The organism is Streptomyces sp. MspMP-M5 (assembly GCF_000373585.1).
Taxonomy (GTDB): domain Bacteria; phylum Actinomycetota; class Actinomycetes; order Streptomycetales; family Streptomycetaceae; genus Streptomyces.
In genome coordinates, this window is sequence record NZ_KB891906.1 from 1 (window position 1) to 24,327 (window position 24,327).

Here is a 24,327-nt window from a genome sequence, read left to right on the forward strand (position 1 = left end):
GCGAGAGCCTGTCGCCGGCCGCGGTCACCTCGTTCAACGAGGTCTTCGAGGACCGGGGCACCCGGCTGGTGAACCTCTACGGGCCGACCGAGGCCACCGTCGACGTGACCGCGCACGACTGCCCGCCGGGCCCGTGCGAGGGCACCGTGCCGATCGGGCGCCCGGTGGACAACACGCGTGCCTACGTCCTGCGTTACGGCCGCCCGGCGCCGGTAGGGGTGTGGGGCACACTGTTCCTGGCGGGAGTCCAGGTCGCCCGCGGGTACCTGGGGGACCCGGAGCTGACCGCCCGGCGCTTCGTGCGGGAACTCGGCTGCGGACCGGGGCTGATGTACGACACCGGGGACATCTGTCGTTGGCTGCCCTCCGGTGAGCTGCAGTTCCTTGGGCGCGCGGACGACCAGGTGAAGATCCGGGGCATCCGCATCGACCTCGGCGAAATCGAGGGCGTGCTGCTGGAGTTCCCGGGCATCAGCGAGTGCGCCGTCGTGGTGGACCGCCCCGCTCCGACCGTCGCGGTGCTCCGGGCCGCGGTGGCCGGGCCGGCGGGACTGTCGCCCCAGCAGGTGCGCGACCACGCGGCCGCCCGGCTGCCGCAGTACATGCTGCCCACGGTCCATCACCACTTCGACCGGCTGCCCCGCACCGGCAGCGGAAAACTGGACCGCCGTACGCTCCAGGACCCGTCCTGGGCGGACCGGCACGCCAGACGGTGGTAGTACGACACATGGTGGGGGATGCCCTCGGCAGGTACGTCGAGGGCACCCCCCACTTCCGTTTCGCCGCGGGCGCGGAGTTGCTTGCGGAAGGCGCTATTGCAAACAACTCCCGTCTCCTGCTTGCCTTCGTCCCCTTGTGGCACACCGGTCCTGACGGTCGGCCGCGCCGCACCGGGCGGGTATCCGGAATCCGGCGGTTGCCCTTACGGGACGGTTGGCGAGCGTGTGGCCAATGGGAGCGCATCAGTCAAATGGTCGGCCGGAAAGCGTTGTTCAGTGGCTTGATGAAGGCTGTGACGTGGGGGAACGCGATCGTGACGGGTTACGGATTCCTGACGCGCGGCCGGCGACCGTAGCGATGACTGTAGGGATGACTGTAGGAATGACTGGTATCGGTCAGGATCGCCTGATCGATCTTGAGCGAATCGGGCGGACTGTGGTCGGATGCCGTAATGAGTTGCTCGGCGCCGGGGGGAAGTCGCCCGAGCAAGGCTTGTTGCACATGCACACGCCACGACCCTCACCGGTCGAGGAGGCGGGTTCTGACGACGACGTGGTCCTCCGAATGCGACTTCCCACGGAGTGCGCCCTGGCCGTACGGGAACTGGGCGATGCCCATCGCAGGAGGCGGAATGTACTTGGTCGAGCGGGAAGCACCGTTGCGCGAGCTTGCCGACCGCACGGGGCCGAAAAACACGGCAGGGCGCGGAGAGTTCTTCGCCGTCAGCGCGCCGGTCGGCTGCGGCAAGTCCGCCCTGCTCGAAGCGGCTTCGGAGCATGCCCGGACACAGGGCCGGCGGGTCCTGACCGTTGACGGCCCCGAGCCGGAAGGGCCGGCCGTGGTCGACGTGGTGGGAACGGTCCGGGACGCGCTGCGCGACACCACGGCCACCGAGCCGCCGACCGCCCCCACCGCGCTCGCCCGGCATCTCGTCGCCCTGGCCTCGGCCGAGCCGCTGTTACTGGTCGTGGACAACGCCCATCTCGCCGACCCGGACTCCACGACGTTCCTGCGGGAACTGGCCCGGCACCTCGACTCCGCACCGATCCACGTGCTGGTCTCCGACTTCCGGCCGTCCGCCGGCTCCCACGACTCCCGGCACACCGTCCCCCTCTTCCCGCGCTCCCGCCGCCGCTCGTTCATCCTCGGGCCGCTGACCCGCTCGGGCGTGGTCGCACTGGTCCGCAGCCGCCTCGACCGCGCCCCCGCGGTCACGCTGGTCGACGAACTGCTGGCCGTGACGGGCGGGAACCCACTGCTCCTCCAGGCCCTGCTGGACGACATCGTGACCGCGGGCGGCGACGACCGGGACGAACCGGTGTACGGCCCCTCCTTCGCGCACACCGTCCTGACCCGCCTGCGTCCCTCGAACTGCCCGGCCACCGCCGACGTCGTGGCGGCAGCGGCCGTCCTGGGCCCGTCCTGCACCCAGGACCGACTGGCCCGCCTCGTCGAACTGGCGCCCCGCGACCTGCACCACGTACTCGACGGACTGACCGCCGGCGGCGTGCTGTCCCCGGGGCGGGTGCTGCACCCCCGCGTCCGTGACGTGCTGACCGGTGCCATGGACCACGAGGCGGCCCGACGGTTACGGCTGCGCGCCGCGGAGGTGCTCTACGAGGACGGCGCACCGGCCGAGCACATCGCACAGCACCTGCTCGCGGCGGAGGCCGCACCGCAGCCCTGGGCGGTGGGCATGCTGTGCGAGGCCGCGGACCAGGCGGCCCGGCGCTACGACTACCAGCACGCCATAGCCCTGCTCAAACTCGCCTCCGACGGCTGCACCGACGACCTCACCCGGGTCGAGGTCCACGCCAAACTGCTGGACACCACCTGGTGGGTGGACCCCACCCTGGTCTCCCGGCGCCTGAACTCCCTGGTGGCCAGCGCCCGCGAGGGCTGCCTGTCCGGGCGATGGCTCTCCCGGCTGTCCCGGCGCCTCGCCTGGCAGGGCCGCGCCGACGAGGCCGACGAGGTGTTCACGATGGCCAGGGCCGGCCGCCCGAGCGATCCCGAGACCCGCATCGAACTCGCCATCACCGACTTCTGGATCCGTCATGTGTTCCCCGGTAGGCCGCACGCCGCGGCCTGCGACGGATGCGAGCTGAACCCGGAGATGGTCATCGGCGGATTCCCGTGGCTGCGCAGCGCGAGCGAACTGCCCGGGCTGCTCACCGGCGGCGGGCAGGAGCCCGTGGCGCGCCGCGCCGAAGAGATCCTGCAACGTGCCCGGCCCGACCACGCCGACCTCGAAGCGGCACAGGTCGCCCTGTTCTCGCTGCTGGCCGCGGAACAACTGGACGCCGACGGACTCTGGTCCATCCAGGCCGCGGTGGAGGCCGGAGGCACACCGGTGCCCGCACTGTGGACCGCGATGCTCTCGGTGGCCAAGGGCGTCGTCGACCTGACGCGAGGGGACCCGGCCGGCACGGTGCGTTCGGTGGAAACCGCACTGGAACTGCTGGACGCCCCGAAGTGGGGCATCCTGCTCGGACTCCCGCGCGGCCTCCACCTCCTGGCCATGACCGAACAGGGCCGGCACCAGGAGGTCGAGAAGGAACTGTCCCAGCCCATGCCGGCGTTCTACGCGCGCAGCCCCTACGGACTGGTCCACCTGCGCGCCAGGGGCCGACACCACCTGGCCACCGGTGGCCTGCGGGCCGCCCTCGACGACTTCCGCAGCTGCGGGGACATCCTGCGGTCCTGGAAAATGGAACTGCCGGGCCTGGTGCCGTGGCGCCTGGACCTCGCCGAGACCCTGCTGCGCCTCGGGGAACGGGAGGAGGCACGGGTCCGGATCGACGAACACCTCGACCTCTTCCCGGCCCCCCACGCCCGCAGCCGCGGCATCGCGCTCCGGCTGCGCGCCATGGCCTCCCCGATGGGACGGCGCGCGGCGGGCCTGCGGGAGTCGGCGATGGTGCTCGAACGGTGCGGCGACCCGCTCGAACTGGCCCGCACGCTCGGCGCCCTGACACAGACCTACCAGCTCACCGGCGACCTGGCTTACGGCCGCAGAACACTGCGCCGCGCGGAGCGACTCGCCCGGGAATGCGGTGGCGTCCGGGCCCTGGAGGAGATCCGGGCCCTCGCCGCACGGCACACCCCGGCCACCTCGCCCGGCCCCGCCGTCCGCCCGCCGGACCCCGCACAGCCCTCCGCCCGAACCACCGCGGCGCAGGACAAGAGCGCCGCCGCCCAGGCCCCCTGGGCCGCCGGCGGACCGGCGCTCACCCTCGCAGAAGGAAAGGTCGCCAGGCTCGCGGCCGAGGGATACACCAACCGGGAGATCGCCAACGCGCTGTACGTCACCGCGAGCACCGTCGAACAGCACCTGACGCGCATCTACCGCAAGCTCAAGATCCGCCGCCGTTCCGAACTGGGAGCACGGGTGAACGTCCTGTGACCGGTGCCGCGGCAGGCAAGGAAGGAAACCGGTGACGCCACCCAGCGCGCCCTCACCCGACAACTGGCTCGTGCGCTACGGGACCTGTCCCGAGCCGGAGTTCCGCATGGTGTGCTTCCCGCACGCCGGCGGCTCCGCCGCGTACTACCCGTGGTTGCGCGCCGCCGTGCCTCCGCAGGGAGAGCTGCTGTGCGTGCAGTACCCGGGCCGGCAGGAACGCCACCGGGAGGCACCCGTGGAGGAGTTCACCGCGATGGTCGGCGCGGTCACCGACGTGCTGCGCGCCGGTCCGCCCCTCCCGCTGGTGCTCTTCGGGCACAGCCTCGGCTCCCTGATCGCGTACGAGACCGCCCTGGCGCTGCGGGACGGCGCCGGTCCGCTGCGCGGACTGATCGTCTCGGGCCGGCGCGCCCCCTCGGTCCGCCCGCCCCGCGGCGGTCGCCGGCTGAGCACCGCGGAGATCATCGAGGAGATGCGCGCCTTGGGCGGCACCGCCCCCGCCCTGCTGCGCGACCCGGACCTGCTGGAACTCGTCCTGCCCGCCCTGCGCGCCGACTCCCGGCTGGCCGAGTCCTACGTGCCCCGGGCGGGCACGGCGGTCCCCTGCCCGCTGACCGTGCTGACCGGGACCACCGACCCCCGCGTCTCGTCCGCCGACGCCGCCGCCTGGCGTGCGCACACCACCGGCCCCTGCACGGTGCACGAGGTCACCGGCGGTCACTTCTTCTTCGAGCAGCAGCGCCCGCACGTTCTGGCCCTGATCAGGGACGCACTGGACGGCATGGTGCAGCACGCGGCTCGCGCCTGACGGCTGAACGCACCACACAAGGAGAGTCAGGAATGTCGAGTCCGCTACGCGCGCTGTCCAATATCCCACGGCTGAAGACGCTGCTCCCGCTGTCGCTGCTCGGCCGCATCCACCTCAGCGGCCTGCCGGTCGCGCTGTCCTTCCTCATCGCCGGCTGGACGGGCGGCTACACCACCGTCGGCCTGGTGACCGGCGCGATGGCCATCGGCCAGGCGGTGGCCGGCCCGATCCGGGGGCGGGTCGCCGACCGCAGCTCGGCCAGCACGCTGCTGTTCGTCACCGGCGGCGGGTACGCCGTGGGGCTCGTCGCCCTGATCCTGGCAGCGGTGCTGCTGCCCGCCGGCGCCTGGCCCGTGGCCGTGGCGATCGCCTTCTTCACCGGACTCACCCTGCCCCCGATCTCCCAGATATCCCGGGCCCTTTGGCCCCGACTGGCCAAGGGGGACGTCCGCGAGTCGCTCTACACGCTGGAGGCCACCGGTTACGAGATCGTGGCGATGGCCGGCCCCCTGCTGGCGGCCGGGGTGGTCACCCTCGCCGGGGGCCCGGCGGCCGTGGTGGTCTGCGCGGTGCTCGCCGCCGGCGGCTCGCTGCTCTTCGGGCTCGTACTGCGCGCGGCCGCACTGGACCGCGCCGCNCCCCCCGCCACGACCGGCTCCGAACCCGCCACGCACGGCAAGCAGCGCTCGCTCCTGCGCGACCAGGTCTTCGTACGCGCCATCCTCGTCCCGTTCTTCCTGATGGCCGCGCTGTTCTCGGTGGACCTCTCGGTGGTGGCCTGGGGCCGCGACCGCGGGACACCGGGCATCGCCGGTGTGCTGATCGCGCTCTTCGCGCTGGGCTCCGCACTCGGCGGGCTGCTGGTCGTCGGCCGCGGCGGACAGCGCAGCAGCGCCCTGGGCATCGGCGGCCTGGCGGTCGGCATCGGCGTCCTCGCCCTCCTGTTCCCACCGGCGACCGACGCAACTCCCGTATGGCTGCTGGCCCTCGTGATGACGGTCACGGGATCGGTGGTCTCGCCGAGCCTGGGCGCGAGCAACTCCCGGATCGGCGACCTGACACCGGAACACCGGCGCGCCGAGGCGTTCGGATGGCTGGCCACCTCGACGACCGCCGGCGCCGCCGCCATGCTGCCGCTGAGCGGCCGCCTGTTGGACCTCGCCGGCCCCGCGGCCTCCCTCGGCTCCGGCGCCGTGGCCGCCGTGCTGTCCGCCGCGTTGGCCCTCACCCTGCCCAAGCGCACCGAGGAACCCGAGGCGTCCGGCGAACCCGGAGCGGGTCTCGCCGGGGCCGCCGGAGAGGCGGGCTGACGATGCGCGTGGTCGTCCTGGGCATCACCACGGCTCTCGGCGCCCGACTGGCACAGGCGTTGCCGGCGTACGGGTGCACGCCGGTCGGACTGATCCGCAAGGCCGCGCAGCGGGAGCCACTACGGGCGGCGGGCGTGGAGACGGTCCTGCTGGACACCGACGGTGACGGCGTGCGCGACGGGTTGTCGCAGGCCCTCGCCGGTGCCGGTGCCGTCGTCCTGGCCGCCGGCACCGGCACCGGCCCCGGCTCACTGGGCGCGGCCACCACCGCGGCCTCCCCGGCCGAGCTGTTGTCCCGAGCCGCGGAACGGGCCGGTGTGCGCCGCTACGTGATGGTGAGCGCGCTGCTGCCCGACGAGACGGTCCGCGCCGAACTGGGCGACCGGCTCCCGGCCTACCTCCGGGAGAAGCAGCAGGCCGAACATGCCCTGCACGCCCGTGACTTGGACTGGTGCGTACTCCGCCCCGGAACCCTCGACGACGCCCCCGCGACCGGCCGCATCCGGATGGGAACCGGCGCGGACCCCCGCCCCGACGGACGGATCGCCCGGACCGACCTGGCCGCGACCCTCTGCGAAATACTGACCGGTCCGGTACCGGTGTGCGGAACACTGGCCGTCTCCACCGGCGACGTACCCGTTCGCGACGCCGTCGCGGCACTGCGACCCGGGTGAGGAGCCGCGCACAGCGAAAGCCGCCGGGCGCGACGCGGACGGCGCCCGGCGGCTACGGTGCGCATCAGATCAGGTAATGGTCCGCCGGCAATGCGTCGGCGGCCGCGATGTTCTCCCGCGCCCGCTCTATCAACGTGCTGTTCGTGTGCTCGCGGACCTGCCCGAGATCGACATCGAAGTGCCGTCGACGGGCGTAGATCCACCCTTCGATGGCGGCCCGCAGTTTCAACATGGTCGGCAGCTGCGCGAATTCCTCGACGCCGGCCGGTGACGTCTCCAGATACCCACGCAGAAACGGCGTCGGATCGATTTCCGGCTTCGTGAAACTCAAGGTGGTCGCGACGTCCAACATGTGCGGCCCGTGCATGACTTCGCCCCAGTCGAGCAGCCCGACCTTGGCGCCGTCGAAGCGGAACTCGGTCAGCCGGGGATCGCAATGGATGATGCCGTCCGACAGGTTTTCGGGCAGCGCGGCGAAGCCCTCGCGAATCGCCTGCTGGATCCATTCCAGGTCCGCCAGGAACGGCTGCGGTTCGAGCAGCCACTCCATCCGCGACCAGACCATCGTCTCCGGCAGCGGAGGCACCGCGCGCAGGCTCTCATGAATACGACCCAACGTCCGGCCCACCAGGGCCAGTTCAGCTGGTTCGTCGGTGTTGGTCGGCCGGCCGTCCAGGTACTCCAACAGCCCCCAGCACCAGTCGCCCTGTTCCGCGACGACCTCGCCGGCAAGGGTGCGGCGCGGCGCCGCGGAGGGTATGCCCGCCCGCTCCGCCAGCTCCGCCGCCCGGAGACCGGAGGCGAACTTGACGCCGTATCCCTTCGGTACGGCTTTCAACACCGCACGGTCGCCGTCGCGTTCCAGCAACCAGGTGTGCGAGTTGTAGCCGATTTCCCAGGTGTCCGCCGGCCACGGCACCACCGTGAATTCTGCGGCGTCCCACAGGTGCAGTGGAAGATCACCTACCGCAGGCGCCGCGGGCAGCGGATCAAAAACAGGCATGTCCATCCGTTCTCATCGGTCTTGCCGAGATGCTCGCCGGGTGACCGGTGCTTTCTCATAAGGTTTCGCGGACTGTACATCCCGGTCGCCGCACGGCACGCCGGGCAGCTCACCGTTCCGGAGTTGATTGAGGAACATTTGGGCAACACCGCCGTCCCGCACGTAGGGGGTGCCGCGATGAGGGGGGTCTTAGGGGGAAGGAAGGGGTGTTGCCGCGCATTTTCCCTCTGTTCAACTCCTGGAGAACTTCCCGTCACGGCAAGCCTGTCCGTACGGAACGCGTACGGAACGCTGAACGTCGTCCCTGGAGCGGTCGTGAAGTGACACAAGCATCCACCCCGTCCGACCGCTCCGCGGCGACGCCCCGCCGGACCCGGGAACGCCCGGCGGATCGCATGCGCCGGGAGTCATCGCTTTCGGTTGGCCCTTCGTGCACCGGCCGCGCGACGCCGCACCACTGCGCCCAACCCCTGCCGCACCGCCGGCGCACCACCCGCGGCTCGGCACCGAGTTCGCCTGGCCTTCGGCAGCCCGCTGCTGATCAATCTCGCCAACGTCCTGGCCAACAGCTGTCTGCTGTTCTTCATCAAGGACGGCCGTCTTCCCTGGAGCCCCTGGTGGCCGGTGCGCTCATCGGCGCCTGCGGTGGCTACCGCCTGCTCTTCCTCGCGGCCGCGGCCATCAGCCTGATCGGCGCGCCCGCGGTCCACCGCATCACCTCGGTCCGGTGACCGACACCCGTCCTTCACCGCCACCACACACACCGACACACCGACCCGACAATTACGGAGCCCTAGACGGCAGCTCCGCGGAGGCTTTTTTCCCATGACAGCAGCGGACAAGACCGTCCTCCTCCTGGGCGGCAACGGTTCCCTCCTGCGCAAGGCACAGAAGCTCGGACTGCAGGTCATCCACTTGCAACTCGCCAAGGAGTTCACCCCGGACCAGGCCGAACTGACCGACCTGACCGTCCTCCTGGACTACAAGGACGTGGAAAAGGCCGTCGAGGTGGCCCGCGGCCTCTACGCCTTCCGCCCGTTCGCGGCGGCCGTCACCCTCACCGAGTGGGCGCAGCTCGCCACCGCCCACATCAACGAGGCCCTCGGACTGCCGGGCGTCTCCCCGCGCACGGTGGAACTGGTGATGGACAAGTTCGCCATGCGCGAGCAGCTGAACGCCGCCGGCGTGGGGGAGGTGGGCGCCAGCCGCGGCCGGGACCGCGCCGACGTCGTCGACTTCGCCGCGCGCTACGGCTATCCCTTCCTCGTCAAGCCGATCGCCGCCTCGGGAAGCTACGGAGTCTTCCGGATCGACACCCCCGAGGACATCGACACCGTCTGGGACAGACTCACCGCCCTGGACTTCTCCACCTTCCTCATCGAGGAGTTCCTCGAAGGCCGGGAAATGGGGGCCGAGGTCCTCACCTTCAACGGCCGGCACGTCCTGCTCGGCTTCACCGACAAGGAGTTCAATGCCGACTTCATGGAGATGGCGCACTTCAGCCCGGCCGAGGTGTCCCCGTACGAGCGCGCCGAACTGTTCGCGTTCGTCTGCCGCGTACTGGACACACTCGGCGTCAACGAGGGTGCCTCGCACACCGAGTTGATGCTCACCGCCAACGGCCCCCGGGTCATCGAGACGCACACCCGCCGGGCCGGCGACCGCATCAGCGAACTGACCCGCCACGTCTACGGGGTCGACATGGAAAGCTACACCCTCGGCTGGCACGCCGGCGTCCTCGACGAACTCACCGAGAGCCCGCAGCCCAAGTGCGGCGCCTCGGTCCGCTGCTGACCGCCGGGCCCGGCATCCTCAAGGCGGTTCAGGGCGCGGAAACGGTCCGCGACAAGGAAAACGTCACCGAGTTCCACCTCCAGTTCAAGGCCGCTGACCGCACTCCGCCACTGCGCTGGGCACTGGACCGCGTAGACCACGTCATGGCGGAACGCCCCACCAGCGGAGGCGTTGTCGCCGCTTGCGACAGTGCCCTCGAGCTTCCTGAAGGGGTTTGAACGTCTTGCAGAGTAGTGGTGCTCGTCGACTCTACGAGCGCCACGGATTCGTCGTGGAAGCCCAGGACGCGATCGACGTCTTCATGATGCGCCCGCCGGGTCGATGGCGAGCACTCCTGCGAAGGTCTGACCCGCGACGGTGCGAGGGCCCCGCCTCGGCCCGGGTGGCTGTCTTGTCCGACCGCGAGGTGACAGCGGCCGCATGTGTTCTTCGCGTGTGACCAGGGAGTTGGACCGTGCGGCGTCTCTCAGGCACATCTCGGCGATTCGATCGCGGAGTGGGCAGACCCGTGAGTGGCGCGATGCGAGTCGGTCCTGCCTGAGCCGCGTGTTGCTGTGGACGTATCCCCGCGGTGTCTGTGGCCAGGGGAAGCGCACCGGGACGCGGCCGGCGAGGGGAACGCAGTGAAGCGAGAAGGCGCCAGCCCCGTTCGGGCTGGCGCCACGTCGGCGAAGGAATCCGACGAAACGCCCTGGCTCGGCCCGTGAACCGGCAGTGCCGTTCTGCAGGCAGAGGTCACAAAAGGGCGAGCCATGGGCGCAGGGAGCGATCGCTGTGTCTCAGCCGCCGATCGGGCCCAGGGGGATGTCCGAGACGGTGACGCTGAGGGACTTGATGGAGCCGCCGGAGAGGACCGGCACCCCGTTGGGGCCGGGGACAAACTTGGCGGTCAGGCCGTCGAGGGTGCCGCTGACGGAGAGGCCGCCGGCGACGTTGTCGAGGTCGTCGTCGGCTATCTCGCGGGTCTCGATGCCAGAGGTGTTGCTCATGGTGACGGGCGTCCTTTTTCTCTGATGGGTCGCCATGCGTGGTGCACGGCGAGCGGGAGCCCTTGAACGGCCCCCCGCATGCGCCAGATTGCACGCTCGGGTGTGACGTGAAGAACGAAACGTCACACCCTTCACTCATTGCACACGCCATGGTTTGAAGTGGAACGCCCACTTCACGCAGGACACTGGATTGGTCAACCGTGCGTTCGCGCGTGCCGATCTCCACCGAGGCGGCTGGCCGTGGCCCGGAGGAGGGCGCCTCTCCTCCGGGCCGTTGCGCTATGGGGTGTGATCAGGTCAGCGCACGGTGACGATCACGTCGTGGGAGACGGCGCCGCCAGCGGCGACGCGGTAGACGGTGCGGCCCTTGTGCGTGGGCTTGACGTGCAGCAGGTACGCGCCGTGCTTCTGGGTGGTGGCGGTGACCGGCAGGTTGACCCACCGGCGGTGGTCCTGCTGCTGGAGGCGGGCCTTCGTGCCCGGACGGACGCCGGTCACCTTGCCGGTGATGCGGAGCTCCTGCCCGGCCCGGATGTTGTGCTTGTTGGCCGCCGCCGTCACGGTGACCTTGGCGGGCTTGGCGATCTTGTGGAGCGGGTGGTGGGCGGCGGCCACGAGGGCGCCGGGCGCCGGGGCGGCGACAGCAGCTGCCGCGCTTCCGGTGACGGCCGCGGTGCTGAGGGCGGCTGCGACAGCGAGGCGGTAGACACGCTTCATGATGTTGTCCTTAGGGCCTTACGGGTGCCTGAAATAGCACCTCTCAGCTACCAAACGCCCCTGAGGCACATGGAGTTGTGGTTCGGTTTCGCCTTCACAGCAAACTCTTATGTTCGTTGAGCCATGACTGGAGCAGCTGGCTCCGCCGGGCCGGCCCGCGCCGACCGGCCTGCGCACCGCATCCTGATTATTTCGTCAGAAACTCTAAGGTTTTGGTGTGTTCGAAGGGGCGCCGACTACCTGGCTCTCCTCGCTGACGGCCTTGTCGTAGAGGGACTTGATGGCGTCGTTGAAATAGGGGCTGTAGGAGGTGTCGTCGGTGTCACCGCCGGTCTCGTAGCCGCCGATGACACCGACGACCTCGCCGGTACGCGTGGCGCGGTTGAAGTGGGTCAGCCAGGGGCTTCCGCTGGTTCCGCCGCTGTAGCCGGTGCAGTTCACCTTCATCTGGCCCGTTTGGAACTTCGTGGACTTGTTGACGCACGAGATGGGGTCCTGGCCGCTGGCCGGGTAGCCGGTGATCCGTACGTCGTTGCCGTAACCGACGTTGTAGCCGAAGCTGTTGGCGCCCAGAACATCGGCGATCCCCTTGCCGTCGAGTTTGCCGACGATGACGAACCCCACGTCGTATCCGGGGTCGGAGGACTGCGCCCAATGGTCGTCCACCACCATTTTCGTGATCGGCCAGGTGCCGTTGGGTGTCTGCCCGTCACGGTAGCCCGGGACGAATGCCAGGTCCGTCTGGTAGCCGCCGCCCTTGCCGGTGTGAATGCAGTGCGCAGCAGTGATCACCACGGACTTGCCGGGGCTGTCCACGACGCTCCCGGTGCAGAAGTGATCACCGCTGCCGCCATGGCTGAACAGTGCGCCCACACGGGCGTTGGACGTGGTGGGCGGCGGGGTGTGCGAGACCCCCGGCTGGTGGCGGAACGGCCGGGCGCTCCGCATCCGTTGCGCGGACCAGAGGTGCGCGGACCCGGTGGCGCTGGCGAGCGGGGAGGGCGAGGGAGATGTGGAGACCAGAGTGCTCACGGCCGGTACGTCGTCGGTGGCACAACCCGACACGGCAGCCAGCCCGGCGAGCACGGCAACTGCTATGGCTGTTACGGCAAACCTGTGGCGCATGGTGGGATGTTAGGCGTATACCGCCCGGTTCAGGGGTGATTGGCCACTGCGACTGGTGTTCCCTGGAGCGTGGGAGTGCGCCCCGTAGTGCGCTCCGCGCAGTGTCCGCGGCTGGTCTGCCACCCAGCCGGGCTTGAGCTGTGTCGGTTGCCGAGGAGGACTGGTCCGGGTACCGCTACTTCGCGGCGTATGCGACTGCCAAGCGCGGACCGATCGGTCTTACACGGGCGACGGCGCTCGCTTACGCGCCGCGATCAGTGCCGGCGGCAGCCGCCCTCCGCCCTTCCGTGGGACGCCCGCAGCTCGGGCGCCGAGAGCCAGCTCTAGTGGGAAGGCAGATCATCCATACGGACGAGGCGTATCGCCACATGTCAAGTCATGATCGAGTCATGTCAATCATGCGTTCCTTGGATGACACAGCGCGTCCCGTCCCGTCCCGGGCAGCACGCCTCCACCTGAGCAGATGGCCTGGATACGCCGCTGCGGCATGGGGGTTCTTGTTCGCGGTACCCAGCTTCGTCTGGGCGACGGGCAATACCTTCGGTGCGCAGTCGACGGTGTCGCCGTCATTGGTGAACCTCGCTCGCGACGGCGTGCCGTGGTTCCTGGCCGTCCTGGTGGTAACCGGCGTCCTGAAGCTCTTCGGGGCCCTGGTCGGCATCGGCCTGACGCGACCACGGGGCTTGCGGACCAGCCGACTCATGGTGTTCTGCGGCGCCGGCGCGGCGACCCTGCTCACGTGGCATGGTGGCCTGTTCGTTGTCCACGGGGTGCTGGTCGAGACCGGGGCCGCCTCTGTTGAGCCGGATCTGGCTGCGCTGACTGGTTGGTACCTCTATCTGTGGGGCCCGTGGTTCATCGCCGGTGGCCTGGCCTTCGCCGGCGCCACCGCGCTCTATGTCCGCCACCGCGACGACCGGCGCAAGCTGTCGCTCTACAGCGTTGTGGGCACGCTCGGTGCCCTGATCCTTTCCGTGGCCTCGACGGTCACCGGAATAGGTTGAGAGCCGGAACGTGGCTGATATCAGGGCGGGTTGGCCATCATGCCGTCCTCGGTGCGGGGGAGGTGGCATCGGGGGGCGGTTCCGACGTCCTCGCTGAGTCCATCGTCCCGGAGTATGACGGTGGTTCCCCCGCGCGGTTGATCGCGTCCTCCAGGTCTCGTGCCACGTGGCTAGCGGGGACAGCCGCGCAGGCTGATGGCACGTTCTGCGCAGCACGTGAAGATGGTTCGCATGAGCATCCAGGCGAACCCGTCCACTGTTGTCACACCCGCAGTGCCGGCTCCTCGTTGGGCGGTCTGGGCCGCGCATGTGACCACGTTGGTGGTCTTGCCGAGTGGTCTGTGGCGCATCGCCTTGGTGCTCGGATACCCGGCCGGATACAGCGCTGCCGGCTTCGCCGGCTTCGAGACGGTGGGGGCGAAGGCGTGGATGCTGACACTCAGTGTGCTCTGCGAGCTGGGTGCCTTCCTGACGATCGGTCTGGTACGGCCCTGGGGCGAGGTCGTGCCGGGGTGGGTGCCCTTGATCGGGGGACGGAGAGTCCGTCCCATGGCTGCCGTCGTCCCTGCCGCTTTCGGCGCGGTTGCGTTGACCCTGCTCTGGGCCAATGTCCCATTGTGGTGGACATACCCGCACGCTGACATGACGCGCGCCGGGAACCTCGTCGTCGGCATTCTCTACCAACCGTTGGTCCTCTGGGGCCCGCTGCTTGCTGCCGTCACTTTCTCGTACTACCGCCGTCACCACGCCCGGTCGCCGGTCAACGACTGCTGAAGGTGGATGTGTGCCTGGCCTCGTCGTGGGCAGTGATGGCGTGCTGCGAGGGAAGGTGGGGACAGTCCGGCCCAATGACCCGCGTGGAAGCACCGGTCCGTCTGCGTCTCGCAGAATCGTGAGTCATTCCGTCATCGGAGTGGCTGGCAGTAACTGGCAGTGGTTGGCACTGTCGCATGTCATTTTCCTGACATCCCGCTGCGCGAATTGATTGAGTCGAGCACTGCGGAGCGGGAGCCCAGGTCTGCTCGTGACGACTTGGAGGGCCACGACGCATCTGGTCGATCAAGTCCGATGTATGCAGTCGCGTTTGACGGTCACAGGGACGGGGCGTGCTGGTTTCTCGTCGGTGCTGGTGGGGACGTGCCACGACCGTGGCATGCTCCTGGCTATGCATGAAGATCCGCAGGACAAGACGACGCCCGGGTTGTGGGGGCGCGGCGCGTGTGCGTGGGCGGTCGCTTTCGGTGTGCTGCATTTCTACTGGGCGCTGGGCGGCAGTTGGGGCCTGAGTGTCTCCGCGGGGCCGCTGGCCGAGGAACGTCCCGGGTGGTTTGTGGCGGTGGGCTTGTGGGGCGTGGGAATGCTGTGTGCGCAGGCTCGAGCAGGTCCCATACCGCCCCGACCCGGTCGACGGCTGCCTGGCCGGCACCGGTCTGGTCTCGGACGGATGACTGGCACAACCCCTCGTTCCGACGCGCGGAGTATTCGATGGCAGCCCGGGGCTCCCGGCTGACAGGCTTGGACCATGAGTCCCGAGTCCAACGACACGTCCGGAACTTCCTGGCTGGGCGACCCGATCGACGCTCGCCCGTTGTTCGGTTCGGAGCTGGGAGCACTCCTCGACACCTTGCGTGGCCTGCGGCCCGCCGACTGGAGCAAGACGGCAGTCCCGCTCTGGACCGTGCATGACCTCGCCTCCCACATCCTCGGCGACTACTACGGACGCCTCGGGCGCACCCCAGGCGGATACCGGCGTGCTTTCATGCCTGGAGAGACGCTGGAAGCGTTCATCCACCGCACCAATCAGGAATGGGTCGAACTCCACGCCGATGACAGCCCCGCCTCGCTGATCGATGCCCTGGAGGTAGCCGGGACTCAGCTCGCCCAGCGATTCGCCACCGCCGACCTCAAAGCGCCCGCCCTGGGCGTGTCGTGGGCGGGAGCCGACCCGACGCCAGGATGGCTGGACATCGCCCGTGAGTTCACCGAGTACTGGACACACCGGCAGCAGATCCGCCATGCCATCGGCAGCGAAACCGACCCGGAACCGCATGCCTTGTCCACGGTCCTGGACACCTTCATGCGGGCCCTGCCCCACACCCTGCGTCATACGACAGCACCTGCCGGGGCCCAAATCCAAGTGCTCGTCGAGGGGCCGGTCGGCGGCAGGTGGACCGTCACCGCCACTGCGGACCGCTGGTCACTGGCCGAACCGCCCAGCGGCCGGCCGACCGCATCGGTACTGCTGGATACGGAAACCGCCTGGCGCCTGTGCACACGTGGCATCGACCCCGCCACCGCCCTTGGCCGAGCCCACGTCCAAGGAGAGCGCCGACTCGCCGAAGCTGCGTGCCAGGTCGTGTCCATCGTCTACTGATGACGCCTGGCTCGTCAGTTTGGAAAACCTCGCGGTGTCCGGCCTCGGGCGCACCCGCCTCGCCAAGAGCGTGCACGACGCCGGATGGTCCGTATGCGTTGCGATGCCCGAATACAAGGCCGCCAGGCACGGCCGGTACTTCGGTAGGATCGAACGCTTCGATCCTACCTCCCAGGTCTGCTCGGCCTGCGGCGTCAAGGACGACCCCAAGCCCCTCCACATCCGTGCATGGACGTGCAAGGAGTGCGGGGCTGTCGACCAGATCCAGGACTGGCTACGGCTCCTTTCCTGCGGACCCCGGACAGGTCCTAGCAGGGTGGGTGATACGGGAGCCCGGGGAAGAAGCGGTTCCAGTCGGAGGGGGTGAGTGTGGGGTGGGCGGTGGTGCAGATCCGAGTGGCGGCGCGGTGGGGATCGGTCTCCCACAGGCGGGCTGTGGCGTCTGCGCCGGCGGTGGCCAGGGTGTGGCCGTCGGGGCTGAAGGCCAGTCCGTAGATGCGGTCGGTGTGGCCGGTGAGTGTGGCCAGTGCCGTCGGTCTGCCGGGGTCTGCGACGTTCCACAGGCGTGCGGTGTTGTCGGCGCTGGCCGTGGCCAGGACGCGCCCGTCGCCGTTGAACGCCACGCCGTAGACGGCGTTGGTGTGGCCGGTGAGGACGGACAGGCGGTGGGGGTGATGCGGATCGGTGACGTCCCACAGGCGGGCGGTGCCGTCGAGGCCGGCCGTGGCGAGCGTGTGGCCGTCGGGGCTGAAGGCGGCGCAGCGGATGGACTGGGTGTGGCCGGTCAGAACCGCGAGGCTGTGCGGGTGCCGGCGGTCGGCGATGTCCCACAGGCGGACGGTACGGTCCTGGCTGGTCGTTGCCAGGAGGTGGCCGTCGGGGCTGAAGGCCGCCCCTTCGGTGTTGTTGTGATGCCCGGTCAGCTCCGCCGTCGGGGTGGGGTGGTGTGGGTCTGCGACGTCCCACAGGCGGACGGTGGCGTCTTCGCTGGTGGTGGCGAGGGTGTGCCCGTCGGGACTGAACGCGGCCTTCCAGACCGTGTCCCTGTGGCCATGAAGGGTGGCCACGGGACGCGGGTGCCGGAGATCGGTGACGTCCCACAGCCGCGCGGTGCGGTCGTCGCCCGTCGTGGCGAGCAGCCGGCCGTCGGGACGGAAGGCGACCGATCGGACGGTTCCGGAGTGGCCGGTGAGGGTGACGAGTTGTTGCGGATGGCTGGGGTCGTTGACGTTCCACAAACGCACGGTGTGATCGATGCCTGCGGTGGCTAGGGCATGGCCGTCGGGAGTGAACGCCGCGCCGTAGAGGCCGTCGGTGTGGCCGGTGAGGATCGGGCCGGGAATGTCCCACAGCCGTGCGGTGGAGTCGTCGCCGACCGTGGCCAGGGTGTGGCGTTGCGGGCTGAAGGCCGCCTGGACGACGTTGTCGGTATGGCCCGTGAGCGTGGCGAGGTGGTGGGGATGTTCGGGGTCGGCGAGTTCCCACAGGCGGGCGGTGTGGTCGTTGCCGGCTGTGGCCAGCGTGCGCCCGTCCGGGCTGAACACCGCCGTACGGACGGCGTCCGTGTGTCCCCAGAGGGTGGCGAGAGGCCGTGGATGCTCGAGATCGGAGATGTTCCACAGGCGTACGGTCCGATCCGCACTGGCGGTGGCGAGGGTGCGTCCGTCGGGGCTGAAGACGGCCGACCACACGGTGTCGGTGTGGCCGTCCAGAGTGGCGAGGCCGTGGGGATGGCGGGGATCGGCCACGTCCCACAGGCGGGCGGTGTGGTCGTCTCCGGCGGTGGCCAGGGTCTGGCCGTCGGGGCTGAACGCCACCGACAGCACGGTGTCGGCGTGACCGACCAGGGAAGCCAGTCGGTCGGGGTGCCGGGGGTCGGCGACGTGCCACAGTCGGACGGTGCGGCGGTCGTCGCTGGCGACCGCCAGGGTGTGCGCGTCGGGACTGAACGCCACCGACCAGACATTGTCGGTGTGATTGCCGAGGGTTGCCAGGCGGTGGGGGCGTTGGGGATGGGTGACGTCCCACAGGCGGATGGTCCGGTCGACGCCGGCGGTGGCCAGAAGGTGGCCGTCGGGGCTGAACCGCACCGACCGGACCGTGTCCGAGTGCCCGGTGAGGGTGGCCAGCCCCACCGGGCCGCCCGGGCCGGCGAGGTTCCACAGCCGCACCGCGTGGCCCTCGGTCGCGGTGGCCAGGGTGCGCCCGTCCGGGCTGAAGTCCGCGGCATTGGCGATGCCGGTCAGTTGGTGGGCGTAGGGCGTGGCGAAAGTGCTGAGCACGGCGCCCAAGGCTTCGGCGGTGGGAGCCAGGCGGTAGGCGGCCAGGCCGAGTTGCGCTGCCAGAGCAGGAGTGGTGGCCCGCTGCGCCATGGCCTCGATCGCCACCTGCCGCGACACCGCGATGTCGCGTTCCCGGTCGGAGGACCGCTGCGCGCGGAAGGCGAGCACGGTGCTGACACTGGCCACCAGGACCGCGGTGGTGAGCAGCGCGACGAGTTGACGAAGGCGACGGGTACGGCGACGAGCGGCCGCCCGCTCGCCTTCCTCGGCGGCGATCGAAACATCGAGGAACTTCCCTTCCAGCTCGGTCAGTTCGGCCCGCGCCGGGGGAGTGGCGAAGGCGTCCTTCGCCGTGGCCAGACGGGCTCCGCGGTACAGCACCCCGACGTCGCACCGCAGCTCCTGCCATGCCTGGGCGGCCTCGGTCAGCTTCCGGTGTACGCGCAGTCGGTCGCGCTGTTCCTCGATCCAGCCGCGTAAGCGGGGCCACGAGGTGATCAGCGCTTCGTGGGCGAGGTCGGCGATACCGTCATCAAGGGTGATCAACCGGGCGCTGGCCAGCCGTTCGAGGACGACACGGGTGCCGGCCGGGTCGCCGGTGTCGAGTTCGACGTGCGGAACGGGGCGTCGGGTGTCCTGCGTCCCCTCGCCCGGAGCGATGAGCCGCAGCAGGATACGCCTGGCCAGGCGTGCCTGGGTCGGGGAGAGCCCGGTGTAGACGTCTTCGGCGGTCTGGGCGACGGCGCCGTGCACACCGCCCGCCGCTTCGTAGGCGTCCACCGTCATGGTCCTGCCGCGGCGGCGACGCCAGGTCTCCAAGAGCGCGTGGGACAGCAAGGGCAACCCGCCCGGTGCGTCCGCCAGTTCGTCCATCAGCCGACTGGTCAGCGCCCGCTCGACGACGACGTTCTCGGCCCTGGCGGGCCTGACGATGGCCTCGCGCAACTCGGCCGGGCTCATGGGACCGACCATGAGCGTCGCGTGCTGCAGCGCGGTCACCAGCCCTCGGTGCTCGGCGCAGCGGGGGTAGAAGTCCGCACGTACGCCCAGCACCACCCGCAGTCGTCCACCGGGATCCTCCGCGGCCAGGAGCAGGTCGATGAACCGACTGCGTTCCTCTGGATCAGTGCAGAGGGTGAACAACTCCTCGAACTGGTCGACGATCAGCCAGACCTCCCCATCCGCCTCGGACGGGGCGAACAGCCGTCCATGGTTGCGCACCGGATGCGGCCCCGGGGTGAGAATCCGCAGCGCGGCAGGCCGCAGACCGGAGTCGTCGGTGCACTGCAGACGCGGGATCAGCCCGGCACGAAGCAGGGAGGACTTGCCGCTCCCGGAGGGGCCGAAGAGAGCCGCGACCCGGTGCTCGCGCACCAACTGCACGAGTGCGCCGGTGAGCGCGTCACGGCCGAAGAACCGCGCGTGGTCATCGGCCTCGAAGCGGGCCAGTCCCCGATACGGCGCACCCGCACCGTCCCCGCCGGCCGACCGCGCGGCCAGTTCCTCGCCCACCTGGCGCCACCGCAGCTCCCACTCCTCGGCGTCCCCGCCACACGCCGCCACATAGGCCAGCGTGACCGCGAGCGACGGCAGCTTCTCGCCCGCGGCCGCCTGGGACAGCGTGGGCACGGAGTACGGCACCCGCCGCGCCATCTCCCGATAGGTCATGCCGTCCGCCCCCTGCCGCAACTTGCGCAACTCGAACGCAAACCGCTGCACCGGCCCGGCCGTCGGGTCCACCGGATTCTCACGACGCCCCACGCTGTTCCCCGTCCCCCGCGGTGTCCTGATTGCCCGCCACGCTAGGCACGTCCCGTCACGCCCCACAAGACATGCCCATGCCGGATGCGACCCGTTCCGGCCGCCGCCCGCGGATTGTTGTGCACAGGAAACGTGCTGCCCAACAACCCGACGGTGCCTCAAAGTTGGCTGCGGATCGGCTGACGACGGGGGAGCCGAGCTACTGACCCCGGGCGCCGCACCCCCTTGGGGACGTGCCCGGACAGCACTCGGAGTGACGCCGTCCGCGCCGGCCCGGCACGGATCATGCCGTAGCCCGTGCCGAACACACCACACACGAAAGGAACACCACGATGAAGACCCGCAAGGGTGCCACCGCGGTCGCGATGGCCGCTGTGGCGGTCGGCGCGATACTGGCGGCCTCCACCACCGCATCCGCCACGCCCGCTCAGGGCAGGGCCACCGGAAACGCTTCCGTTCGCACCGCGACCACCGGCACCCCGGCACTGGCCGCCCACCCGTGCTGGACGTCGTTCGTGCCCGAGAACCCGGAGGGCAAGCCGATGGACCAGTATTACAAAAACTGCGCCGACTCCGCGGTAACGGTCTGCGCCAAGAACCTCACCGACGGCTACGTCGCACCGCCGCGCACCATCGCGGCCAACGACGTCGCATGGTGGCACTGGAACTCCACAACCCCGGGCGCCCACTACACGACCATCTTCTGCTGACCTGACCTGACCTGACCTGACCTCACCGCCCGCAGGACGGGAGGACGGGCGCAACCGTCTGAACCGCGCCAAACGGCCCCTCGGAACGACAGTTTCGAGGGGCCGTCTTGTCGGCCCTGTCGGCCCTGTCGGCCCTGTCGGCCGAGCGGAATGGCCGGCCGGATCGTCGGCCTGCTCACCTATACAAGGGAGGGGTCTTGGGGTGCATCGCGTCATCCGCACGCCGGCAGGGCAAGAACCTCGACGAGCCGCTCGACGAAGGCGGCCGGGAATGAGGTGTAACCCAGGTGCCCGCCGGGGAACTCCACCAGTTCGCGGATGAGCCGCTGCGCGACGACGTCCGCCGGCCGGCGCACGACATCGCCTCCCGGCGGTAGGCATCGTGAACGCTGTCGAAGACTGTCACCTGATCCTCGGCATCCGGCAACAGGCGCATCGCCGGCGGTTCGTGCACAACAGCCAGCTCGACCCGGCTCTCATGGCGGGTCAGGAGTTCAAGCGCGGTCAGACCACCCGCACCACCTCCGAACACCCGCACCGGCTCATCCGTCCCGGCGATATGTTCGAGCAACCGACGGGCGTCGTCGGCGTGTTACTCGGCCCACTGTGCCGACGACGGTCCGTCGAGCGTGCCGCGTGAAGTGCCCCGTGGGTCGTAGGCATCGCATCGATCAGCTCGTCGAACCAGGCGTGGAGCTCATCGATTGGCTTCCGGTCAGGGGCGGCGGCTCGCAAGCACGCAGAACTCGTTGCCCTCTGGGTCGGCCAGTACGATCCAACTCTCGTCGCCTTGGCCTACGTCGGCATGTCGAGCACCGAGATCGAGCAGGCGACGGACCTCTTCGTCTTGCTCTCGGTCGGTGGGGTTGACGTCGAGGTGGAGCCGATTCTTGATGGTCTTCCCCTCGGGGACGTGTGCGAAGGTCAACCTCGGTGGCATTGGGCCACGGTGGTTCTTGCCGGACAACTCAGGGGGACCGATCGTGACGATTGCGTCGTCTTCGTCTTGCACCTCGTAGTCAAGGACCGCGCACCAGAAGTGGGCGAGACCGTGGGGATCGACGCAGTCGATCGCAAGTTCGGTGAACTTACTGGCCATGTCAGGACTCCTGGTCAAGTAGCGGGACTGCCCGAGGTGTTCGTACTTCGGTGCGCTAAAGGGCCGTTCGAGTTCGACTTGCCGAACTGACTCGCTCGACTTCAGCCTGCTGAAACAGGTTATACATGACGGCTCCGCTGTCGTGATCACCCTGTTCGGTGGCAACCTGGACGCCGTCCGTACCGAAATCAGAGGCGGCCTGCCGAGCCTGAAAGGCGCGATTCTGCTTCTCGCACGCCCAAAGGGCACCGTGCTGGAAGTGATTGACCGTACCCTCACTCAACTGGCCCGCAGCGGCATCCTGGATGCTCAAGGCCGTCGACTCGCCGATCACTTACGGGACAGCTCTCGGTACGTGAGGGTCGGGGAAGTTACGAACTCGGCGTTCGTGAAGTTCTTACCGTTAGGAAGGATCTGCAGTTCGGCCCGGTACTGGTGCCCGACTGTCGGGTTGGGAAGATTGAATTCCTGGTTCAGGGGCTGGTCGCAGCGACGCAGTTCACCGTGGAAACGCCAGCCGGTGAAGTCGTCAACGGACACCAACCTCATACGGCAGTTGCGCCCGGCGTCGGGCAAGTCACCACGGGCCTCAAAGAGGATGTCGCCGGCGTGGTCGCCCTCGCCTATCACCTTGACACAAGCCTGCTTCGACGTCGGGCCGGTACATCCGCCGTCCGCAGCGGCCACGGCTGTTCCGGCGGTGCAGGCCAGTGCAGCGCCCGCAAGCGAGGTGACAGAAAGCGCCGATGCCGCGGCGCGTGGGAATGCACGAAGATTCATTGTCGATGCCTCGCATATCTCGGTCTCCGGAGGATCCCCGGAAGGAATGCGCCGAGCATAGGCGGACGGATATCCCTACTGTCGAAGCATTTTGATGGGGGAAGTCATCGGCGCCGGCGTCGACCTGCTCAGCCAGAAGCCCGCCTGTCGGTGCCCGACGAGGGCGGTCGGGCCCGTCACCTTCAAGGCCCACTACTGCGGCGCGCATGTTCCGTGACCACCACGATGAACAGACAGCTACGCCTGTCGAGGGTTGAGTTAAAGTGCGGTCTGGGCGGCCGGAGCCAGCTGCATTGACTCCGGCCGCTTTCAGGCAGGTGAGGTCAGCCGTCGTACCGTTTCAGATACAGCTGCTTGCCGCCTTGTTGGCTCAGCCAGATGCGGCGCTCTTCACCAGGGCCGACCAGCCGCGGGTTGTCGAACCGGTGCGGGACGGCGGAGTCGGGGTTGACTGTCACCGTGACGCGTTCCAGGCACCACTCCGGGGTCGTGCCTTCCGGCTCAAGGCGGATGTAGGCCGGGTACCGGTCGAGGTCGTCGGTATCCAGCTGCGGCTTGCGCGGGTCGTTGACCTCGGGCTCCGCGACATTGGACTCGTCACCCAGGAGGTAGGTGAACTCCGCGCCGGTCTCGAAGTCGTCGCCACCGGAGCTCAGTACGAACTCCCTGCCGGCGATCCCGAGGTAGACCCAGCCGTCGGTGCCGGCCGCATGAACGTCGGCCGTGGTGATCTGCGCAGAGATCTTGGTGATGTCTGCCATGGGTTGTTTCCTTTCTGTGCTCGTGGCACGCCCTTGCGGTGCCACGACGTTCGTGTGTGTCAGAGCCTGTGTTGCCGGTTGCCGGTTGCCGGTTGCCGGTTGCGGGGAGCAGCGGGCAGAGACGGTTGGGTGTGCAGTGCTCGCCGGTAGCGGTGGGTCGGGGCGCCCGGTCCGGCTCCAGTGTCACCACGGCTTTCCAGGGCGTTGTGGGTTGCCGACCGCAGACTGGACCGGGCCCGCAGTGTTCCGGTCGTGGCAGAAGGCCAGTGAAGTGAGACGAGTGCAGCTCAATCCCGGGTTCGAACAATTCCGTGGTGACTGGAATCCCCAGGCATCCGCGCCGGGCCGTGCACCGGACCGTCGTGCGCGTAACTGCTGTAACAATCGGGCTTGTTGAGATCCCTACGACATGGACATGCCCGCACGGCGAACGTCAAAGCCTCCCATGAGCAAAGGGCACCCCAGAGAGCGAATCGCGCTCTTTTCGTACCATCCGAATCACGAATCGACATCGGGCTCCAAACGGTGACTAGCGGCCCTCTATGGGTATTCCGCCCCTGCGAGGAACTGACGTTGCGTCACCGTTCCTGGAGTGAAACGCGCCCAGCTGTCGTGCCGACATGTGCAACAGCTACGCGGGTGTGTGGCAGGAAGGCTGGCAACGGGCAAGGCCCCGGTGCCCGGTGAGGGCCATGTGTGTGGTGGCGTGGGTTATCCCATCCGCCCTATTTTCCAAGTTGCGCAACCTCTAAAGTGAAGTCATGGGTTTTGACGACAACGGACGTGCAGAGGCGGCGGTGCTCGATGGGGGCCCGGCGGACGGACTGCGTATGCGGGTCACTGATCGGCCTGCGGTCATCCAGGTCACCTATCCGTGCGCACTGGAGGGCGCGTCCGCGACCGGTGTGCGGGCCGAAGCGCTCTACATCTACCGGCGCGACTTCCGGGTGAAAGAGGCGCCCCTGCGATACGGCCTCGATGGGGCCAGCCCCTGATGGCGGCCTGAGCAG

23 protein-coding genes and 3 pseudogenes are annotated in these 24,327 nt (G+C 69.2%); 16 read left to right on the forward strand and 10 right to left on the reverse strand.

Going from position 1 to position 24,327, the window contains the following annotated elements:
- The 5 genes from B073_RS40950 to B073_RS0124420 all read left to right on the forward strand — a co-directional run.
- Positions 1–719: AMP-binding protein (locus B073_RS40950; protein ID WP_158690200.1), on the forward strand; the 719-nt coding region annotated here is incomplete at its 5' end.
- A 632-nt stretch (positions 720–1,351) separates the two neighbouring features.
- Positions 1,352–4,126: a helix-turn-helix transcriptional regulator gene (locus tag B073_RS0124405; protein WP_018540705.1), complete on the forward strand. Its 2,775-nt coding sequence runs from the start codon at positions 1,352–1,354 to the stop codon at positions 4,124–4,126.
- Between the two features lie 31 nt (positions 4,127–4,157).
- Positions 4,158–4,934 (forward strand): thioesterase II family protein, encoded by a 777-nt coding sequence (locus tag B073_RS0124410; RefSeq protein ID WP_018540706.1) that lies wholly within the window; start codon positions 4,158–4,160, stop codon positions 4,932–4,934.
- Between the two features lie 32 nt (positions 4,935–4,966).
- On the forward strand, positions 4,967–6,244 hold the full coding sequence (locus B073_RS40955) for an MFS transporter (RefSeq protein ID WP_018540707.1): 1,278 nt from the start codon (positions 4,967–4,969) through the stop codon (positions 6,242–6,244).
- A gap of 2 nt (positions 6,245–6,246) precedes the next feature.
- The gene (locus tag B073_RS0124420; protein WP_018540708.1) at positions 6,247–6,918 is read left to right on the forward strand and encodes an NAD(P)H-binding protein; all 672 of its coding nucleotides are present in this window, start codon (positions 6,247–6,249) and stop codon (positions 6,916–6,918) included.
- Positions 6,919–6,982: 64 nt separating this feature from the next.
- Here the strand turns inward: B073_RS0124420 and B073_RS0124425 are convergent, their stop codons facing one another.
- Positions 6,983–7,927: a phosphotransferase enzyme family protein gene (locus B073_RS0124425; RefSeq protein WP_234025156.1), complete on the reverse strand. Its 945-nt coding sequence runs from the start codon at positions 7,925–7,927 to the stop codon at positions 6,983–6,985.
- Between the two features lie 819 nt (positions 7,928–8,746).
- On the opposite strand from B073_RS0124425, the gene B073_RS40960 reads away from it, so the two are divergent.
- The 3 genes and pseudogenes from B073_RS40960 to B073_RS48100 all read left to right on the forward strand — a co-directional run.
- Positions 8,747–9,715 carry an ATP-grasp domain-containing protein gene (locus tag B073_RS40960; RefSeq protein WP_018540711.1) on the forward strand — a complete coding sequence of 323 codons (969 nt, stop codon included), beginning with the start codon at positions 8,747–8,749 and terminating at the stop codon, positions 9,713–9,715.
- Positions 9,691–9,933, forward strand: a complete 243-nt coding sequence (locus B073_RS49340) for a hypothetical protein (RefSeq protein ID WP_018540712.1) — start codon at positions 9,691–9,693, stop codon at positions 9,931–9,933. Before B073_RS40960 ends, B073_RS49340 begins: the two co-directional genes overlap by 25 nt.
- Positions 9,930–10,034, forward strand: a pseudogene (locus B073_RS48100) (N-acetyltransferase); the annotation flags it as partial. The gene B073_RS49340 and the pseudogene B073_RS48100, both read left to right, overlap by 4 nt.
- A 460-nt stretch (positions 10,035–10,494) precedes the next feature.
- Here B073_RS48100 and B073_RS0124440 read toward each other — a convergent pair.
- The 3 genes from B073_RS0124440 to B073_RS0124450 all read right to left on the reverse strand — a co-directional run bounded on the left by B073_RS0124440 (position 10,495) and on the right by B073_RS0124450 (position 12,546).
- Positions 10,495–10,704, reverse strand: coding sequence for a hypothetical protein (locus B073_RS0124440; protein ID WP_018540713.1), 210 nt, complete (start codon positions 10,702–10,704; stop codon positions 10,495–10,497).
- A 297-nt stretch (positions 10,705–11,001) separates the two neighbouring features.
- Positions 11,002–11,421 carry a hypothetical protein gene (locus B073_RS40965; protein ID WP_018540714.1) on the reverse strand — a complete coding sequence of 140 codons (420 nt, stop codon included), beginning with the start codon at positions 11,419–11,421 and terminating at the stop codon, positions 11,002–11,004.
- Between the two features lie 204 nt (positions 11,422–11,625).
- Positions 11,626–12,546 (reverse strand): trypsin-like serine peptidase, encoded by a 921-nt coding sequence (locus B073_RS0124450; RefSeq protein ID WP_202487640.1) that lies wholly within the window; start codon positions 12,544–12,546, stop codon positions 11,626–11,628.
- 497 nt (positions 12,547–13,043) lie between these two features.
- On the opposite strand from B073_RS0124450, the gene B073_RS0124455 reads away from it, so the two are divergent.
- The 5 genes and pseudogenes from B073_RS0124455 to B073_RS44335 all read left to right on the forward strand — a co-directional run.
- The gene (locus tag B073_RS0124455) at positions 13,044–13,550 is read left to right on the forward strand and encodes a DUF3995 domain-containing protein (protein ID WP_234025157.1); all 507 of its coding nucleotides are present in this window, start codon (positions 13,044–13,046) and stop codon (positions 13,548–13,550) included.
- A 222-nt stretch (positions 13,551–13,772) separates the two neighbouring features.
- Entirely contained in the window at positions 13,773–14,324 is a 552-nt protein-coding gene (locus tag B073_RS0124460) for a hypothetical protein (RefSeq protein ID WP_026247691.1), read from the forward strand.
- 391 nt (positions 14,325–14,715) lie between these two features.
- Positions 14,716–14,865: pseudogene (locus tag B073_RS49345) on the forward strand (hypothetical protein); the annotation flags it as partial.
- 207 nt (positions 14,866–15,072) lie between these two features.
- Positions 15,073–15,924, forward strand: a complete 852-nt coding sequence (locus B073_RS0124470; RefSeq protein WP_018540718.1) for a maleylpyruvate isomerase family mycothiol-dependent enzyme — start codon at positions 15,073–15,075, stop codon at positions 15,922–15,924.
- A 13-nt stretch (positions 15,925–15,937) separates the two neighbouring features.
- Positions 15,938–16,180, forward strand: a pseudogene (locus B073_RS44335) (zinc ribbon domain-containing protein); the annotation flags it as partial.
- 52 nt (positions 16,181–16,232) lie between these two features.
- Here the strand turns inward: B073_RS44335 and B073_RS0124475 are convergent.
- Positions 16,233–19,874, reverse strand: a complete 3,642-nt coding sequence (locus B073_RS0124475) for a WD40 repeat domain-containing protein (RefSeq protein WP_234025158.1) — start codon at positions 19,872–19,874, stop codon at positions 16,233–16,235.
- A 425-nt stretch (positions 19,875–20,299) separates the two neighbouring features.
- Between B073_RS0124475 and B073_RS46615 the strand changes: the two genes are divergently transcribed.
- Positions 20,300–20,677, forward strand: coding sequence for a hypothetical protein (locus B073_RS46615; RefSeq protein ID WP_018540720.1), 378 nt, complete (start codon positions 20,300–20,302; stop codon positions 20,675–20,677).
- A gap of 212 nt (positions 20,678–20,889) precedes the next feature.
- Here the strand turns inward: B073_RS46615 and B073_RS46620 are convergent, their stop codons facing one another.
- Positions 20,890–21,033, reverse strand: coding sequence for a hypothetical protein (locus B073_RS46620; RefSeq protein WP_018540721.1), 144 nt, complete (start codon positions 21,031–21,033; stop codon positions 20,890–20,892).
- A gap of 26 nt (positions 21,034–21,059) precedes the next feature.
- Between B073_RS46620 and B073_RS42955 the strand changes: the two genes are divergently transcribed.
- Positions 21,060–21,317 carry a hypothetical protein gene (locus B073_RS42955; protein WP_018540722.1) on the forward strand — a complete coding sequence of 86 codons (258 nt, stop codon included), beginning with the start codon at positions 21,060–21,062 and terminating at the stop codon, positions 21,315–21,317.
- Positions 21,318–21,392: 75 nt separating this feature from the next.
- Here B073_RS42955 and B073_RS0124495 read toward each other — a convergent pair whose 3' ends face one another.
- The 4 genes from B073_RS0124495 to B073_RS0124510 form a co-directional block, all read right to left on the reverse strand.
- On the reverse strand, positions 21,393–21,776 hold the full coding sequence (locus B073_RS0124495) for a VOC family protein (protein WP_018540723.1): 384 nt from the start codon (positions 21,774–21,776) through the stop codon (positions 21,393–21,395).
- A gap of 55 nt (positions 21,777–21,831) precedes the next feature.
- The gene (locus B073_RS0124500; protein WP_018540724.1) at positions 21,832–22,110 is read right to left on the reverse strand and encodes a hypothetical protein; all 279 of its coding nucleotides are present in this window, start codon (positions 22,108–22,110) and stop codon (positions 21,832–21,834) included.
- Positions 22,107–22,556, reverse strand: coding sequence for a hypothetical protein (locus tag B073_RS0124505; protein WP_158690202.1), 450 nt, complete (start codon positions 22,554–22,556; stop codon positions 22,107–22,109). Before B073_RS0124505 ends, B073_RS0124500 begins: the two co-directional genes overlap by 4 nt.
- A gap of 323 nt (positions 22,557–22,879) precedes the next feature.
- Positions 22,880–23,317: a hypothetical protein gene (locus B073_RS0124510; RefSeq protein ID WP_018540726.1), complete on the reverse strand. Its 438-nt coding sequence runs from the start codon at positions 23,315–23,317 to the stop codon at positions 22,880–22,882.
- 761 nt (positions 23,318–24,078) lie between these two features.
- Between B073_RS0124510 and B073_RS0124515 the strand changes: the two genes are divergently transcribed.
- On the forward strand, positions 24,079–24,312 hold the full coding sequence (locus B073_RS0124515; protein ID WP_026247692.1) for a hypothetical protein: 234 nt from the start codon (positions 24,079–24,081) through the stop codon (positions 24,310–24,312).
- Positions 24,313–24,327: the final 15 nt, after the last annotated feature.